Raw genomic sequence first — 15,219 nt, 5'->3', positions numbered from 1 at the left:
GTTTTCGCGTTGCTAAAGCGTTTAGCGCTCTGTCCGCGTCGCTGCAAGCATATGGGCGCGATAGACAGCGATCATATGCATCAACATCACGGCATTGAGGATATGCCACATAAAATGCGTACCCAATGGCCAGACCGGGCACAGGGGCTCATCAACAGCACGCATCAGAATCGACAGGCATAGGATCCCTGCCCCGATGGCCAGACCCCGCGCCACCTGTGGCAGCTGACGGCGCAACAGGACCGCATGCAGCAGGATCAGCAAAGGCACCGGGGCGTAGGTTGCCGATGATCCAAGCCCCGGCACCATCTGAAACAGCGGCAGGGTTGCGGCGACGAAGGGGACAAACAGCACCAAGAAGACCGCCGTGCGGCGCCAGCTGTGGCCCCAGTATTCCCGATGCGACAGGGCGATGTAGATCAGCACATAGGTCAGAATGGGCACAACATCGGCAATGGCCGCCCAGCCCTGCGCGACCGTATGAAACAGCGCAGACCCAAGGCCGATCACAAAGAGGTTCACCGCCAGCACCTGCCCCCAGATCATGCCGCGCAAGCCCGGCCAGATCCAAATTGCGGCGAACATGAAGGCGACATTGGTCAGGAAATTCACCGGCTCCGCCCAGAGCCCGGGATCCAATCTTTCGCAATAGCCGTCAATCGGTTCGAACATTTCACCCCCACCCGGCGCCAATTCACCCCTCAGATCGTTTCAAGATACCCGCTGTCGCCGTTCTGCCAAGCCCCTCGCAATTCGGCTAAGTCGTGCTAGGCTCACAGAAACCCACGACCGAACCAACAAATGAACGGGAGACGCCACATGAAAATCACCTGGCTGGGCCATGCCAGTTTCCGACTTGAGATCGAAGATCAGGTGCTGCTGATTGATCCCTGGTTCACCGGCAACCCGATGTTCCCCGAGGGCCGCGAAGATGAGGCAACCGACGGCGCGACCGCTATTTTGCTGACCCACGGCCATGGCGATCATTCCAACGACGCGGTGCGGCTGGCCAAATCCCTGTCGGTGCCGCTGGTCGGGATCTACGATCTGATGAGCCACTGGGAAACCAAACAAGGCATCGCCACTGTGGGGTTCAACAAAGGGGGCACCGTGCGCCTGGGCGCGGTTGCGGTGACCATGGTCAACGCGGTGCATTCGTCATCGATCGCGGGGACGGATGGGCCGGTCTATGCCGGGGCTGAGGCTGGTTTCATGATCGCGGGCGAAGGCCACACGATCTATGTCTCAGGGGATACCGATGTGATGGCGGATATGAAGATCTTCAACGATCTGCATGCGCCGGATATTGGCATTCTGGCCGCCGGGGGCCATTTCACGATGGATATGAAACGCGCCGCCTATGCTGCCAAAACCTTCTTTGATTTCAAGACGGTGATCCCCTGCCATTACAAGACTTTCCCGCTGTTGGAACAATCGGCCGAGGCCCTCAGAGCCGCCCTGCCGGGGGTCGACGTGATCGAACCTGAGGTCCTGACCCCAATTGCGTTCATCCGCAGCGATTGACGTAAGGAGCTCTTACCGGCGCGCCGCAAAGAAGGTTTTCAGCAGTGCCTCCGCCGGTTCTGCACCAATGCCGTCGTAGACCTCTGGCACATGGTGGCATTGCGCATGGCTGAAGATGCGCGGCCCCTGCCCAACCCCGCCGCTTTTGGGATCGCTGGCCCCATAGTAGAGCCGGGCAATACGTGCGGCGGAAATTGCTGTGGCGCACATCGGGCAAGGCTCCAACGTGACATAGAGGTCATGGCCCGGCAGCCGCTCACTGCCCATTTGCTTACAGCCCTCGCGGATCACCAGCACTTCGGCATGGGCGGTTGGGTCTGACAACTCGCGGGTGCGGTTCCCGGCACGTGCCACAACAGTGCCATCGGGTGCCACCAGAACGGCGCCCACCGGCACCTCACCCCGGGCGGCGGCGGCCTCTGCCTCTTCCAGGGCCTGGTCCATATAGCTGCGAAATGTCATCCCTTGGGTTTGCCCTGCGATCTGCGCTTTCGCAATGGTCAAAATTGCGATAGGTCTGACGCCTCTTGATCCGGCTCTCCTCAGACCCGCAACACCCCTACTGTGCAAAGGCTGCCTTATGTCCGACAAACCTGCCACCCCCACCCCTGCCGGGGACCGCATCGCCAAGGTGATTGCCCGCGCTGGTGTTGCGTCGCGCCGGGAAGCGGAGAAGCTGATCGAAACCGGTCAGGTCAGCGTCAACGGTAAGGTCATCACCTCCCCGGCGCTGAACGTGACGGGCAAGGATCGCATCGTGGTCAAAGGCCGCGCCCTGCAAGCGCCGGAACCTGCCCGGATGTGGCTGTATCACAAGCCCACAGGCCTGGTGACCAGCCATAAGGATGAGCAGGACCGCGAAACCATTTTTGACAATCTGCCCGAGGATCTGCCGCGGGTGATGAGCGTTGGGCGGTTGGACCTGAACTCTGAAGGGTTGCTGCTGCTGACCAATGACGGCGGCATCAAACGGCAGCTGGAACTGCCCTCGACCGGTTGGCTGCGCAAATACCGTGTGCGGGTGAAGGGCACCGTGGATGACGCCAAACTGACCCCGCTGCGCAAAGGCGTGGTTGTGGATGGCGAAAAATTCCAGCCGATGGAAGTTTCCTTCGATCGCCAGCAAGGCGCCAATGCCTGGGTCACCGTAGGCCTGCGCGAAGGCAAGAACCGTGAGATTCGCCGCGCCATGGAAAGCATCGGGCTGAGCGTGAACCGCCTGATCCGCGTGTCTTACGGCCCGTTCCAACTGGGCACCCTGAAACAGGGTGAGGTGGAAGAGATCCGCCGCAAAGTGATGCGCGACCAGCTGGGCCTCAGCGCTGAGGACCTTGGCGACACCGACACCGCCCCCGGCCAAAAGGTGCGCCGCCCGCTGCGCAAACCCAAATCAAAGGGGCGCTTTGGTGGCCCCGGCCAGCCGGGTCGTCCCCGCGAAGAAGATCAGAAAGCCCCGCGCGGCGCCGGCGGCAAAGGCCGCGACCCGCGCAAGGCAAACAGCACCGGTGCGCGTGACAGTTTTGGCAAGTCTGATGATAAGCCGAACCGCTCTGGCGGCGGCAAACGCGCCACGGATCCCAGCCAGTCGCTGCGTCGTGGCAAGTCGGCTGGAAAGCCGGGGGGAAAACCGGGCGGCAGCACCGGCGCCTCGGCACGTCCAACCGGCGGCGGCGGTAAAGGCAAGCCCTTCAGCGCACGCAAACCGCGCTGAACCACCACTTTCCCCGCAATATCGCATATTTGCAGGTTTTTTGGCGATCTTCCCCCTAGCGAAAATGGCTGGGGGGCCCTAGGTTTTACACATGATTTATTGATGTGAGCCTTTGATGACCCAAAGCGGATTGCAAAAACTCGCCTTTGTGCTGCTTTTGCTGCTCATGCTCTATACGATTTTCGGAGGGGCATGATGGCACAGAAATTTGGTGGCAAATACAGCCCGGACGGCCAGACCCAATCGTCAGATCGCCCGAGCCCTCAGGCCAGCCCGCAGCAAGAGTTTCGCGGCGCCACCCGCAGCCGCATCGGCATGCGGTCTAACCTGCTGTTCATCGCGCCCCTGCCGCTGATCTGGAATGCCTTCAGCGCTGAGCCGCTGGTGATGGCGCAGTATCTGGCGGCGCTGGGAGTATTGCTGCTGTCGGCCTGGCTGACCCGCGAAGGTCTGCGCGCCGAGGAAGCATATGATGCCCGCAAGGTGGCCCGCCGCCCTGCCCTGCCGCGCAAAATTCTGGGCTCCATCCTGATGGGCCTGGGGCTGGGATTGGTCGGCGCCGCCGGGTTTGGCCCACTTGAGGTGCCCATTTTTGCCGTGTTGGGGGCCGTGTTGCATGGGTTTGCCTTTGGCATTGATCCTTTGAAGGACAAGGGCATGGAGGGTGTGGACACCTTCCAGACCGACCGGGTGGCCCGCGCCGTTGAAGAGGCTGAGGAATATCTGGCCGCCATGCGCAATGCGATGACCCGCGCCGGGGATCGGCAGGCCAGCCGCCGGTTGGAACAGTTTCAGGCAACCGCCCGCGGTCTGTTCCGCAAGATCGAAGACGACCCGCGCGATCTGACGGCGGCGCGCAAATACCTGACCGTCTATCTGATGGGCGCACGTGACGCGACCAGCCGCTTTGCCGAAATCTATGGCCGGTCCCGCGATGAGCAGGCCCGTGCAGATTATCTGGCCTTGCTGGATGATCTTGAGCAGAACTTTGCCGCCCGTACCGAAAAATTCTTGCTGGAAGACCGTAGCGACCTCACGATTGAGATTGAGGTGCTCCGTGACAGGCTGAAGCGAGAAGGCATCACAACCGAATAGATCCCGCCGCGGAAACAGCGCCCAATCGGCGCCCGCCCAGTGCCCCCGGCCCTCAATTTTGCCCCATCTGAAAGGGAACATCATGTCACAGACCATTCAACAGAAAGCCCAGGCTGATTTGGCCATGGTTGAGGAAGTCACCGCCGTTGCGTTGAAAGAACCGACCGAGGCCAGCGAAGTGATCTCGCTGGAGGCGGCCGATGCCCCGGTCAGCGCCGAGATTCGCAAACGCATGGGCGAGTTGGATATGGGGGATACCAACTCCATCGTGGCCTTCGGTTCAGCCGCGCAGGCCGAGTTGCAGACGATCAGCCAGGCGATGCTGGCCGATGTGCGCAACAAAGATGTTGGCCCGGCAGGCGATTCCCTGCGCGATATCGTGACAACCATCCGCGGCTTTTCAATCAGTGAGCTGGACACCCGGCGCAAGCAGAGCTTCTGGGAACGTCTGATGGGGCGGGCGGCGCCTTTTGCCAAGTTCACGGCACGGTTTGAAACGGTTCAGGGCCAGATCGACCAGATCACCGACAACCTGCTGAAACACGAACACACGCTGCTGAAGGACATCAAGTCCCTCGATATGCTCTACGACAAGACGCTGGATTTCTACGACGAGCTAGCGCTTTACATCGCGGCCGGTGAGGCCAAGATCGCCGAGCTGGACAGCACCGATATCCCCGCCAAAGAGGCGGAGGTCAACGCAGCGCCGGAAAACGATCAGGTCATGAAAGCGCAGGAGCTGCGCGATCTGCGCGCCGCGCGGGATGATCTGGAACGCCGGGTGCATGACCTGAAGCTGACCCGTCAGGTGACCATGCAGTCGCTGCCGTCGATCCGGCTGGTACAGGAAAATGACAAATCGCTGGTCACCAAGATCAACTCAACCTTGGTCAACACCGTGCCGCTGTGGGAAACCCAACTGGCGCAGGCCCTGACCATTCAGCGCAGCGCCGAAGCCGCCGCAGCGGTGCGTGAAGCCAATGACCTGACCAATGAGCTGCTGACCGCCAACGCCGCAAACCTGCGTGAAAACAACAAGATGATCCGTACCGAGATGGAGCGCGGCGTCTTTGACATTGAGGCGGTGAAACAGGCCAATGCCGATCTGATTGCCACCATCAACGAAAGCCTGCAGATCGCGGATGAGGGCAAGGCGAAACGCGCCGCCGCCGAAGCCGACCTGCAGAAAATGGAAGGCGATCTGCGCGACACGCTCGCCGCTGCCAAGGCCCGCAAAGACGGTCTGGGTGACACCACGTCCACCGCTGTACCAGAGGCCTGATCCGCTATGAGGTGGGTGAAACAACGCAAAACCATCGCAACCCTCAGCGCCCTTGTGGCGCTGGCGGGTTGCATGCCCACCTCACAAACCACCAGCCCCAGCCGCGCCATCGCGCCGCAACCCGCGATCCACACACCTTCGGACAGCACGCTGGCCCTGGCGCGGTATTATGGCAACCTGCAGGCGGATCTGCTGACCCAAGGGTTATTGCGCACGGATGGCGGGGGTGTGGACACGCCTTACAGCGCCCGTCAACTGGCGCAAAACTATGAAACCATTGCGTTTTATGACGAATACGAAAGCGGCAGCTGGAAACGCCGGCAGGATGGCGCGCCCTCAAAACTGCGGCGTTGGTCGGTGCCGGTGAAGGTGGCAGTGGAATTCGGCAACTCGGTCCCGGTGGAGCAACGTCAGCTGGATGGCACCAATGTGCGCCTCTTTGCGGAACGTCTGGCCCGGGTCACCAACCATCCCATCCGCATGGCGCCGCAGGATAGCGCAAACTTTAACGTTTTGTTCATGGGTTATGACGACCATGGCCAGATGATGCAGCGGCTGCGCCAGATCGTGCCGCAGATGGATCCGGGATCCTTCCGGGTGATTGAGACGATGCCACGCTCCACCCATTGTCTGATGCTCAGCTACTCGGCCAAACACAACGCCCATGACATCCGCCGCTCTATTGTGGTGATCCGGGCCGAACATCCTGATATCCTACGCAAATCCTGCGTGCATGAGGAGATGGCGCAAGGCTTGGGGCTGATCAATGACAGCCTAGAGGCGCGCCCCTCAATCTTTAACGACAATGACGAATTTGCCTTCCTCACCACCCATGACGAACAGCTGCTTCGGATGCATTACGATCCCCGTCTACGCATCGGCATGGGGCTGGAAGAGGCCCGCCCGATCATCGCGCAACTGGCGCGGGCGGCCACGGGCGGCAGCTGAGGCAGGCAAGACGGCTTAACATCCGGGCGCCCACCGCGCCCCTACAACAGGAACATGGCGGATCCACCGCCCACCAAGGAGGGTTCCATGGGTATTTTCGATTTCCTCACCGGGGAATTCATCGATGTCATTCACTGGGTGGATGACACACGCGACACATTGGTCTGGCGGTTTGAACGTGAAGGCCATGAGATCAAATACGGCGCCAAACTGACCGTGCGCGAAAGTCAGGCGGCGGTTTTTGTGCATGAAGGGCAGCTGGCCGATGTCTTCAGTCCCGGCCTTTATATGCTTGAAACCAACAACATGCCGGTGATGACCACGCTGCAGCACTGGGATCACGGGTTCAAATCGCCGTTCAAGTCTGAGATCTACTTCGTCTCAACCAACCGGTTCACCAACCTCAAATGGGGCACCAAAAACCCGATCATGCTGCGCGATCCTGAATTCGGCCCCACCCGGATCCGCGCCTATGGCACCTATACGATCAAGGTAAACGACCCGGCGCTCTTCCTGACCGAGATTGTCGGCACTGATGGTGAATTCACCATGGATGAGGTCAGCTTCCAGATCCGCAACATCATCGTGCAGGAGTTTTCCCGCGCCATCGCCGCATCGGGCATTCCTGTGCTGGATATGGCTGCAAACACCGCCGAAGTGGGCAAGCTGATCGCGCAGGCCATCGATCCGGTGATGAAGGGCTACGGGCTGTCGATCCCTGAGCTTTATATCGAAAACATCTCATTGCCGCCGGCGGTGGAAAAGGCGCTGGATCAACGCACCTCTCGCGGGATCGCGGGCAATCTGGACGATCACATGAAGTGGAAAGCGGCCGAGGCCATGGGCCAGGGCGGCGCTATGGATCAATCGATGGGCGCCGGCATGGGCATGGGTATGGGCCTGCAGATGGCCCAGGCCATGGGGCAGCAGATGATGGGCCAAACCGCGGGCCAGCAACAGCCCGGTCCCTGGGGCGGTACCGCCCCGGCAGCTGCGGCGCCCGCCGCGATGGCCCCGCCGCCGCCCCCGCCGGTGGAACATGTTTGGCATGTGGCGGAAAACGGCGCCACCAAAGGACCGTTTTCCAAGGCGCAGATGGGGCGTATGGCGCAAACGGGTGAGCTGAAACGCGAAAGCCACGTTTGGACACCGGGTCAGGACGGCTGGAAAACCGCTGAGGATGTTGCGGAGCTGGCACAGCTCTTCACGGTGATGCCACCGCCCCCGCCGCCACCGGCATAATTGTTAGCAAAACTTACATAAAAAGAGGCGCCCCGAGGGGCGCCTTTTCAGTCAGAGCAAACGTAATTTCTATCGGGTCTATTAGACCTCAACTTTCCAGTGCGACAGGGCTTTGGTCAGGGCGGCGGCAGCGTCGGCGTAGTAGCCGGTGGCCAGCTCATCGATGGCGGCGTCGAAGTTGCCGGTGGCGATCAGGGCGGCAACACCGCAGGCTGCGTCGTGCAGGTCAACGTGCAGCGCGTCAACTTCCTGAGCGCGGGCGGTCATCTGGTCATTTTTCTTCAGGAAATCGATCAGTTTGCCCAGGCCGCATTTCTGCGCGTTCTTGTACAGGCGTACCGGCAGGCCGCGGTTCTGTTCGATCGCTGCGGCGCGCAGCTGGTGACCCAGGATGTAGTGAGCAACGATTGCGTTGTTGATGATTTCGCAGGTGTTGATAACGGTCATCTGGGTCATGTTTCTATCTTTCTTTGTTTTCGCTATGCGATGGTTTGCTCTGTGTTTGTACAAATGACTATACCCCCACCCCCATTCGCGCTCTATCTCTATAAAGTATATCTTACGCTCTCTATGGTCCTAGGGCGCTTAGGGCCTTGGTCTGAACGCAATGGCGATTCTGCAACCAAGGTCGCAAAAACGGCGAATATTCCGGGGTAGAGGCGGCCCAAAAAGGATAGGTGGGGGATATATCCTTTGGTTGGCACCAAGGGCCCAAAACGGGTGGATTCGCCAGATTCGGGCGATGATTTGCCCGCGACAGCGATGGAATGGAGGCAAAATCTATCCTTTGGGCACCCGCCCCTGGTCGTGCTGACGCGGATAGGTCAGAGCAGCCCCCTTATCCCCCAAAGCGGCCAGTTGCAGTCACGCCCCCCTTCAGGACGCGGGCAAAGAAAAAGGCGCCACAGAGGGCGCCCTGAGAGCAATCGTTACCGAAAAGTAGGTTTAGGCAGTTTCCATCTTCCACTGCGACAGCGCTTTGGTCAGCGCAGCGGCGGCTTCGGCGTAGTAGCCGGTGGACAGCTCATCAATGGCTTCGTCAAAGTGACCGGTGGCGATCAGCGCGGCCACTCCACAGGCGGCGTCGTGCAGGTCCAGGTGCAGGCCGTCCACTTCTTTGGCGCGGTCGGTCATCTGATCGTTTTCTTTCAGGAAGGCGATCAGTTTGCCCAGACCACATTTCTGCGAATTCTTATAAGCGCGAACCGGCAGGCCACGGTTTTCTTCGTAGGCGGCGGCGCGCAGCTGATGACCCAGGACAAAATGGGCAACGATTGCGTTGTTGATGATCTCGCAAGTGTTGGTGACTGTCTTCTGGGCCATGTCGTATCTCTTTCTCGGTTATTCGCTAGTGCGAAGGGCTGCTCTCAGTAACTACAAACGACAATACCGCACCCCATTTTAGGATGAAATTGCGATAAAGTATGGGCTGAGGTCTCGTTGGTCCTAGTGTGACTAGTACCATGGTCCTAGTTTCGTAACCTTGGCCCTGCCAAATGCAGTCTATTCAAGGGTTTGCAGCAGGATTCGTGCCAAACCGCCCTGCTAAACCGCGTACCTTGAGTTTCAGGCAGCGAGTCAGGGAACGGCGGCAAATGTGGCAGCTTTGTGTCAAAGGGCGGGTGTTTTCAGGGCTGGGCGCTTCCCTTGGGGGGCAAGGCGCTTGCAGGCGATCGGCGCGGTGCTGACACCTCACGGGGGTCAGACAACAAAAAAGCGGCCTGCTGCTGCAGACCGCCCTGAACGCTCATATGTCTCATATAGGTTAAGCTGTGCGCGCCTCACGCATCAGGGCCACTTTCCAGTCCATCACGGCGCGGGTCAGTTCGGCGCTCACCTGCGGGTAGCCGCCGGTGGCCAGGCTCGACAGGGCCTGATCAAACATTCCATCCTCAATCATATTCGCCACCGCCCCTGCGGCGCGATGAAACTGGGCATGTAGGCGCAGCACGGTGCGCGCCTCAGGGCTTTCACGTTTTTCAACCGGCAGACTGTAGAGCCAGCGACCAAAGCGGCAGCAATCATCGCGGCAGATGCTGTTGACCGGCAGATCCACCTCTTTGTGCACAGCGGCGGCCCGCAGGCGCTGTTTCCACGCACCATGGGCCTGCAACGCCTGATCCAGATCTTGGGTCAGATCCCGTGTTGTGTCCAAAGTCATCATGATCTTGGCCCTCCGCTCAGAGCCCCGCAAAAGTTATTCAGCGAAACTCACGCTGCCAGATCACGTACCTGCCAGCGCACCAGCGCCTGGTTCAAGGCACCGCTGATCTGCGGGAAGGCGCCGGTCGACAGGGCTGCGCGGGCCTCTTCGTATTTGCCTTGCTTAACCAACAGCGCCACATCAGCAGCAGCGATATGCATATCCGCATGCAAGCGGCGTACCTCAGCCAGGTAGGGTGAAGACTGCAGTTCAGCCGGCAGATCCATCAGGAACTTACCAAAATCGCTGACCTCGGCCAGACGCAGCTCATCAATCGACAGGTGCGTATTTTTGTTCGCAACGGCGCGCACCATGCGCTGTTTCCAGGCGCCATGTGCCTTCAGCGCGCTTTGCAGCGCCACATGCAGCCCAAGAAAGGCAGCGGGGGTGGTGTTGGCATTTGCGGTGGCAGTCATGGTGGCAGTCATGGCGGGCTCCTAAGAGTGTGCGTTGATATCTTTTCTATGCGTTCAGATCCCAAAACGACATAACCCCTCCCCTTTTTAGCAAAAAAGTGGAAAAAAGTTGGGGAGGCTTGCAAACCAAAGTATGGGTTTTTGATTTTATGACTGAATCAACCATTTCCGAACACCGTTTCCCCTGCGACCTGTGTGGCGCAGATTTCCGCTTTGACCCGCAAAAGGGACAGCTGATCTGCGACCACTGCGGCAATGAGGGTGAAGTCACCCAGGCCGGCCCCTGGGAGGGTGGCTTGAAAGAGCTGGATTTCAAACAGGCGCTGAACAACCTGCTGCCTAGCCAGGAGATAGAAGAGACCCGCGTCAGCAAATGCCCCAATTGCGGGGCGCAGGTGGAAATGGCCGAGGCCACCCACGCCGCGGAATGCCCGTTCTGCGCCACCCCAGTGGTGACGGGCACCGGCACCCATCGCCATATCAAGCCCAAGGGGGTGCTGCCCTTTGCGCTGGAGGAAAAGCAGGCGCGTGAGGCGATGACCAGCTGGTTGGGCAAACTGTGGTTCGCCCCTAACGGGCTGCAGGACTATGCGCGCAAAGGCCGCAAAATGGAGGGCATCTATGTGCCCTATTGGACCTTTGATGCCGACACCAAGAGCCGCTACAGCGGTCAACGCGGCACCATCTATTATGAAACCCGCACCGTGACCCGGGATGGTGAGACCAAACAAGAGCGGGTGCAGAAAATCCGCTGGACCCCGGCTTCGGGCCGGGTTGCGCGGTTCTTTGATGACGTGCTGGTGCTGGCGTCACGCGCCCTGCCGAAGAAATACACCGACGCGCTGGAGCCTTGGGATCTGGCGGCCCTGGAACCTTACCGGCCAGAGTTCCTCGCCGGGTTTAGGGCTGAGGCTTACACTGTTGAACTGGATGAAGGTTTCGATCAGGCCCGCGCCCATATGGACCGGGTGATTGAGCGCGATGTGCGCTTTGACATTGGCGGTGACCGACAGAAAATCCACCGCGTCGACACCGATGTAAAAGACGTCACCTTCAAACATGTGCTGCTGCCGGTATGGATGGCGGCCTATAAATATCGCGGCAAGAGCTATCGCTTTGTGGTCAATGGCCGCACCGGCCGGGTGCAGGGCGAACGACCCTGGTCCGCGTGGAAGATTGCATTTGCGGTGTTGATCGGGCTGATTGTCGCCGGGGCCATTGGCTATCTGATTGCGGTGAGTGAAGGAAAGATCTGATGAGCGATATTGAAGCGCTGGAAACCCTATTGGCACGTCGTCACAGTTGCCGGGGGTTTCGCGCAGACCCGGTGCCGCACGATGTGATCGCGCGGATCATCCGTGCGGCAGGCCGCGTGCCCAGCTGGTGCAACGCCCAGCCCTGGCAGGTGATTGTGACCGAACCGGCAGCGACCGAGGCGTTCCGTCAGAAACTGATGGCTGAGGCCGCGAGTGGTACGCCCGCCCCGGATTTGGACTGGCCCACGCAATATACCGGCGCCTATCAAGACCGTCGCCGCACTTGCGGCTGGCAGCTATATGAGGCGGTGGGCGTTCCCAAAGGGGACCGGGCGGCATCGGCTGTGCAAATGGCCGAAAACTTCCGCCTGTTTGGCGCGCCCCATGTAGCCATCGTCACCTCAGAACGGGATCTGGGGCCTTATGGCGCGATGGATTGCGGTGGTTTTGTCAGTGCCTTTACATTGGCGGCCGAGGCCCTGGGCGTGGGATCGATCCCGCAGGCCGCCGTGGCGGCCTATGCGCCGCTGTTGCGCAGCCATTTTGAGATCCCTGAAAACCGGTTGATCCTCTGCGCCATTTCCTTTGGCTATGAAGATAGCGACCACCCCGCCAACGCATTCCGTACAGAACGGGCCGCGTTGGACGAAGTGGTCGAATGGCGGGACTGACCCCTCGGCCCCGTCAATTCCTTAACTATCCCCTCCGGGCGGCGTGAGGACGCCCGTCGTCCAAACATCGGGTTGGTGATGGGCGATGCCCGCTCCCTCCCGCTGTCTTGGATATTGTGCCAGACGAGTCGCGACGCCACTTTGATCCGCCTCAAATCAGCTTGCTTTTTGCCGTAGAAATCCGGCCAATGCGGCCCAACATAACTTTACGACAGGAGCCGCCCCATGCGCGCATTGCTGCAACGGATTTCCCATGCCTCAGTCACCGTAGAGGGTGAAAAAATCGGCCAGTCTGGCCCGGGGTTGCTGATCCTGATCTGCGCGATGCAGGGCGATAGTGAAGCCCAGGCAGATCATTTGGCCGCTAAGATTTCAAAACTGCGCATCTTTAAGGATGAGGCCGGCAAGATGAACAAATCGGTAAAGGACATCGGCGGCTCAGCCCTAGTGGTGTCACAGTTCACGCTGGCGGCAGACACTTCTCGCGGCAACCGGCCCGGGTTTTCGACCGCCGCCAGCCCGGACGAGGGCAAAGCGCTTTATGAGTATTTTGCCTCGAAACTCGCCAGTGAAGGCGTGCCTGTGGAAACCGGTGAATTTGGCGCGGATATGAAGGTTGAGCTGCTCAACGACGGGCCGGTCACCATCTGGATGGAAGCCTGAGACTAGGGGCAGGCCAAAAGGTGTCCGGGGCCGGTGAGAGCATCTGCGGAGTGGCCGCCGAAGCAGCCCCACCTGGGGAGGAGAGTAAGATACCCTCAGGCCCCGGACATATGGCAAGATCAGTTCCGCCCCGGGAAGTTAGGACGGTCCTCGCCATAGCTATGGACAGATCACCCAAGCGCAGCGTGGTATCTAGCTCACGCGCCCTTTGCATCTGCCGTCCATACAAACAGCCTGTTCCAGCCACTCTGCGTCAGACCCTGCTGAAGCGGGCCCAGCGGAAAGGGCAGGAAGAGCGCGCGTATTATGTCCCCGCCGCAGGTTTGTCCATGACCGGTTTGCCAATTTCCGCCCCCTCAACCGCGGCATCTTGTGCATCTCAACATCTGCGGTTGAAGAACACCTGACCATGCTCCGTATTGCGTCCCAAAATGGCGACGGATTAAAACGATCCCTCAATATTCATTGCGCCAACCGCCCGCCCTCGGCTTGACTTCCCACCGGACAGGGATCATATGCACCGACAGCGCTGCGCTGTCGCGTGACCAGCCGGGCCCGAAGACGAGGCCCCAGCGCCCTACCCCTCCAGTTCCCCATCACGCAGGGTTCTAGACGCCAACCAACCCCCTTTGGGGGTTTGTGTCTGGCGGAAACCTCCTGCGCCGCACGCTGTGCGGCCTCCCCCCGTGTGGGCCTGCCGGCCCATGCGTGAAAGGACATGAATTGTTTGATTTCGACATGCTGGGCCTCAGCCCAGCGCTGAACAAGGCCCTTGGCAAAGCCGGGCTGAAGACCCCAACACCTATCCAAAACCAGGCGATCCCGCTGGCGCTGGAAGGTCATGACATTCTGGGCCTTGCCCAGACCGGCACCGGCAAAACCCTGGCCTTTGGCCTGCCCCTGATGGAGCAGCTGCTGACCCAACCGGGCAAACCTGCCGCAAAAACCGCCAAAGCGCTGGTGCTGGCCCCGACCCGCGAACTGGTGAACCAGATCGCCGACAACCTGAACATGCTGGCCAATCACACGCCGATCCACGTGCGCACCGTGGTGGGCGGTCAATCGATCAACCGCCAGATCGCCGTTTTGAACCGCGGCACCGATATTCTGGTTGCGACCCCCGGTCGTCTGATCGACCTGATGGACCGTGGCGCCGTGGATCTGTCCCAGACCAAACATCTGGTGCTGGATGAGGCCGATCAGATGCTGGACATGGGCTTCATCCATGCGCTGCGCAAAATTGCCCCCAAACTGGGCACCCCGCGTCAGACCATGCTGTTTTCGGCCACCATGCCCAAACAGATGGAAGAGCTGTCCAAAGCTTACCTGACCAACCCACGCCGGGTGCAGGTGTCGCCCCCGGGCAAAGCGGCGGATAAGGTCAAACAGTCGGTGCATTTCCTCGACCGGGATGCCAAACCCCGAATGCTGCGCGAAATCCTGTCCAAGGACCTCGATGCGCTGACACTGGTCTTTGCCCGCACCAAATGGGGGGCGGAGAAGCTGATGAAATCGCTGGTGCGCGATGGCTTCAACGCTGCCTCGATCCACGGCAACAAAAGTCAGAACCAGCGTGACCGCGCCATCAAAGGCTTCCGCGAGGGCAGTATCAACGTGCTGGTCGCCACCGACGTGGCCGCCCGTGGTATCGACATTCCCGGCGTTGCCTATGTGATCAACTATGATCTGCCGGATACGCCCGACAACTACGTTCACCGCATCGGCCGCACCGCCCGTGCTGGCCGCGAAGGCGAAGCGATTGCCTTTTGCACCGCGGATGAGGCGGAGCTGCTGCGCGACATTCAAAAGGTGATGAAGCTGGAGATCCCGGTCGCCTCAGGCACACCGTTCCAGCCCAGTGAGGCGCCGAAGAAATCCGGTGGCAATCGTCGCCGTGGTGGACGTGGCGGCGCCCGTGGCAACAGTCAGGGCGGCGGTCAGGGGAACAGTCAAGGTGGTGGTGGCGCCTCAGGGCGCGGCAACGGCCGGTCACGTGGAGGAAACGGCGGCAACGCACAGGGTGGACGCCCCGCCCGTGACGGTGCGCGACGCAGCGCTGAAGGGGGGCAAAATGGGGGCCAGAACAATGGCCAGCCCGGTGCCGACAAACCCCGCCGCAATCGACGCCGCCGGCCTCGCAAAGCGGCAGAAGTGTAACACCGGTTAAAAAAAGCAAAAACACCCCCTGAAACCAGGGGGTGTTTTTTT

At 60.3% G+C, this 15,219-nt stretch carries 16 protein-coding genes; 10 read left to right on the top strand and 6 right to left on the bottom strand.

Features of this window, described 5'->3' with window-relative positions; translation table 11 throughout:
• Positions 1–21: 21 nt before the first annotated feature.
• Complete coding sequence (locus TL5118_RS14880) at positions 22–672, bottom strand: ceramidase domain-containing protein (protein WP_058244912.1); 651 nt, start codon at positions 670–672, stop codon at positions 22–24.
• Positions 673–819: 147 nt separating this feature from the next.
• Here TL5118_RS14880 and TL5118_RS14875 point away from each other — a divergent pair, with 147 nt between their 5' ends.
• Entirely contained in the window at positions 820–1,524 is a 705-nt protein-coding gene (locus tag TL5118_RS14875; protein WP_058244869.1) for a metal-dependent hydrolase, read from the top strand.
• 12 nt (positions 1,525–1,536) lie between these two features.
• On the opposite strand, the gene TL5118_RS14870 is transcribed toward TL5118_RS14875, so the two are convergent.
• On the bottom strand, positions 1,537–1,986 hold the full coding sequence (locus tag TL5118_RS14870) for a nucleoside deaminase (protein WP_058244913.1): 450 nt from the start codon (positions 1,984–1,986) through the stop codon (positions 1,537–1,539).
• A 118-nt stretch (positions 1,987–2,104) separates the two neighbouring features.
• Here TL5118_RS14870 and TL5118_RS14865 point away from each other — a divergent pair, with 118 nt between their 5' ends.
• The 5 genes from TL5118_RS14865 (at position 2,105) to TL5118_RS14845 (ending at position 7,802) form a co-directional block, all read left to right on the top strand.
• Positions 2,105–3,235, top strand: a complete 1,131-nt coding sequence (locus TL5118_RS14865) for a pseudouridine synthase (RefSeq protein WP_082626399.1) — start codon at positions 2,105–2,107, stop codon at positions 3,233–3,235.
• A gap of 195 nt (positions 3,236–3,430) precedes the next feature.
• On the top strand, positions 3,431–4,330 hold the full coding sequence (locus TL5118_RS14860; protein WP_058244914.1) for a 5-bromo-4-chloroindolyl phosphate hydrolysis family protein: 900 nt from the start codon (positions 3,431–3,433) through the stop codon (positions 4,328–4,330).
• 82 nt (positions 4,331–4,412) lie between these two features.
• On the top strand, positions 4,413–5,612 hold the full coding sequence (locus TL5118_RS14855; RefSeq protein ID WP_058244870.1) for a toxic anion resistance protein: 1,200 nt from the start codon (positions 4,413–4,415) through the stop codon (positions 5,610–5,612).
• Between the two features lie 6 nt (positions 5,613–5,618).
• On the top strand, positions 5,619–6,560 hold the full coding sequence (locus tag TL5118_RS14850; RefSeq protein ID WP_058244871.1) for a DUF2927 domain-containing protein: 942 nt from the start codon (positions 5,619–5,621) through the stop codon (positions 6,558–6,560).
• Positions 6,561–6,647: 87 nt separating this feature from the next.
• Positions 6,648–7,802, top strand: a complete 1,155-nt coding sequence (locus tag TL5118_RS14845) for an SPFH domain-containing protein (RefSeq protein WP_058244915.1) — start codon at positions 6,648–6,650, stop codon at positions 7,800–7,802.
• 81 nt (positions 7,803–7,883) lie between these two features.
• On the opposite strand, the gene TL5118_RS14840 is transcribed toward TL5118_RS14845, so the two are convergent.
• The 4 genes from TL5118_RS14840 to TL5118_RS14825 all read right to left on the bottom strand — a co-directional run bounded on the left by TL5118_RS14840 (position 7,884) and on the right by TL5118_RS14825 (position 10,433).
• Positions 7,884–8,258, bottom strand: a complete 375-nt coding sequence (locus TL5118_RS14840; RefSeq protein WP_058244872.1) for a hypothetical protein — start codon at positions 8,256–8,258, stop codon at positions 7,884–7,886.
• A 489-nt stretch (positions 8,259–8,747) separates the two neighbouring features.
• Entirely contained in the window at positions 8,748–9,125 is a 378-nt protein-coding gene (locus TL5118_RS14835) for a hypothetical protein (RefSeq protein WP_058244873.1), read from the bottom strand.
• 442 nt (positions 9,126–9,567) lie between these two features.
• The gene (locus tag TL5118_RS14830) at positions 9,568–9,966 is read right to left on the bottom strand and encodes a CZB domain-containing protein (protein ID WP_058244874.1); all 399 of its coding nucleotides are present in this window, start codon (positions 9,964–9,966) and stop codon (positions 9,568–9,570) included.
• 47 nt (positions 9,967–10,013) lie between these two features.
• The gene (locus TL5118_RS14825) at positions 10,014–10,433 is read right to left on the bottom strand and encodes a CZB domain-containing protein (protein WP_058244875.1); all 420 of its coding nucleotides are present in this window, start codon (positions 10,431–10,433) and stop codon (positions 10,014–10,016) included.
• A gap of 137 nt (positions 10,434–10,570) precedes the next feature.
• Here TL5118_RS14825 and TL5118_RS14820 point away from each other — a divergent pair, with 137 nt between their 5' ends.
• From TL5118_RS14820 to TL5118_RS14805, 4 genes are all read left to right on the top strand, one after another.
• Positions 10,571–11,677 carry a TFIIB-type zinc finger domain-containing protein gene (locus tag TL5118_RS14820; protein WP_058244916.1) on the top strand — a complete coding sequence of 369 codons (1,107 nt, stop codon included), beginning with the start codon at positions 10,571–10,573 and terminating at the stop codon, positions 11,675–11,677.
• Positions 11,677–12,348 (top strand): nitroreductase, encoded by a 672-nt coding sequence (locus TL5118_RS14815; RefSeq protein WP_058244876.1) that lies wholly within the window; start codon positions 11,677–11,679, stop codon positions 12,346–12,348. Before TL5118_RS14820 ends, TL5118_RS14815 begins: the two co-directional genes overlap by 1 nt.
• Before the next feature lie 225 nt (positions 12,349–12,573).
• Positions 12,574–13,011, top strand: coding sequence for a D-aminoacyl-tRNA deacylase (gene dtd / locus TL5118_RS14810; RefSeq protein WP_058244877.1), 438 nt, complete (start codon positions 12,574–12,576; stop codon positions 13,009–13,011).
• Between the two features lie 723 nt (positions 13,012–13,734).
• Positions 13,735–15,168, top strand: a complete 1,434-nt coding sequence (locus TL5118_RS14805; RefSeq protein ID WP_082626400.1) for a DEAD/DEAH box helicase — start codon at positions 13,735–13,737, stop codon at positions 15,166–15,168.
• Positions 15,169–15,219: the final 51 nt, after the last annotated feature.

It is taken from the genome of Thalassovita autumnalis, assembly GCF_001458255.1.
GTDB lineage: Bacteria > Pseudomonadota > Alphaproteobacteria > Rhodobacterales > Rhodobacteraceae > Thalassobius > Thalassobius autumnalis.
Note: the sequence above shows the minus strand (reverse complement) of the source record. Positions and strands in the feature narration are given on the sequence as shown.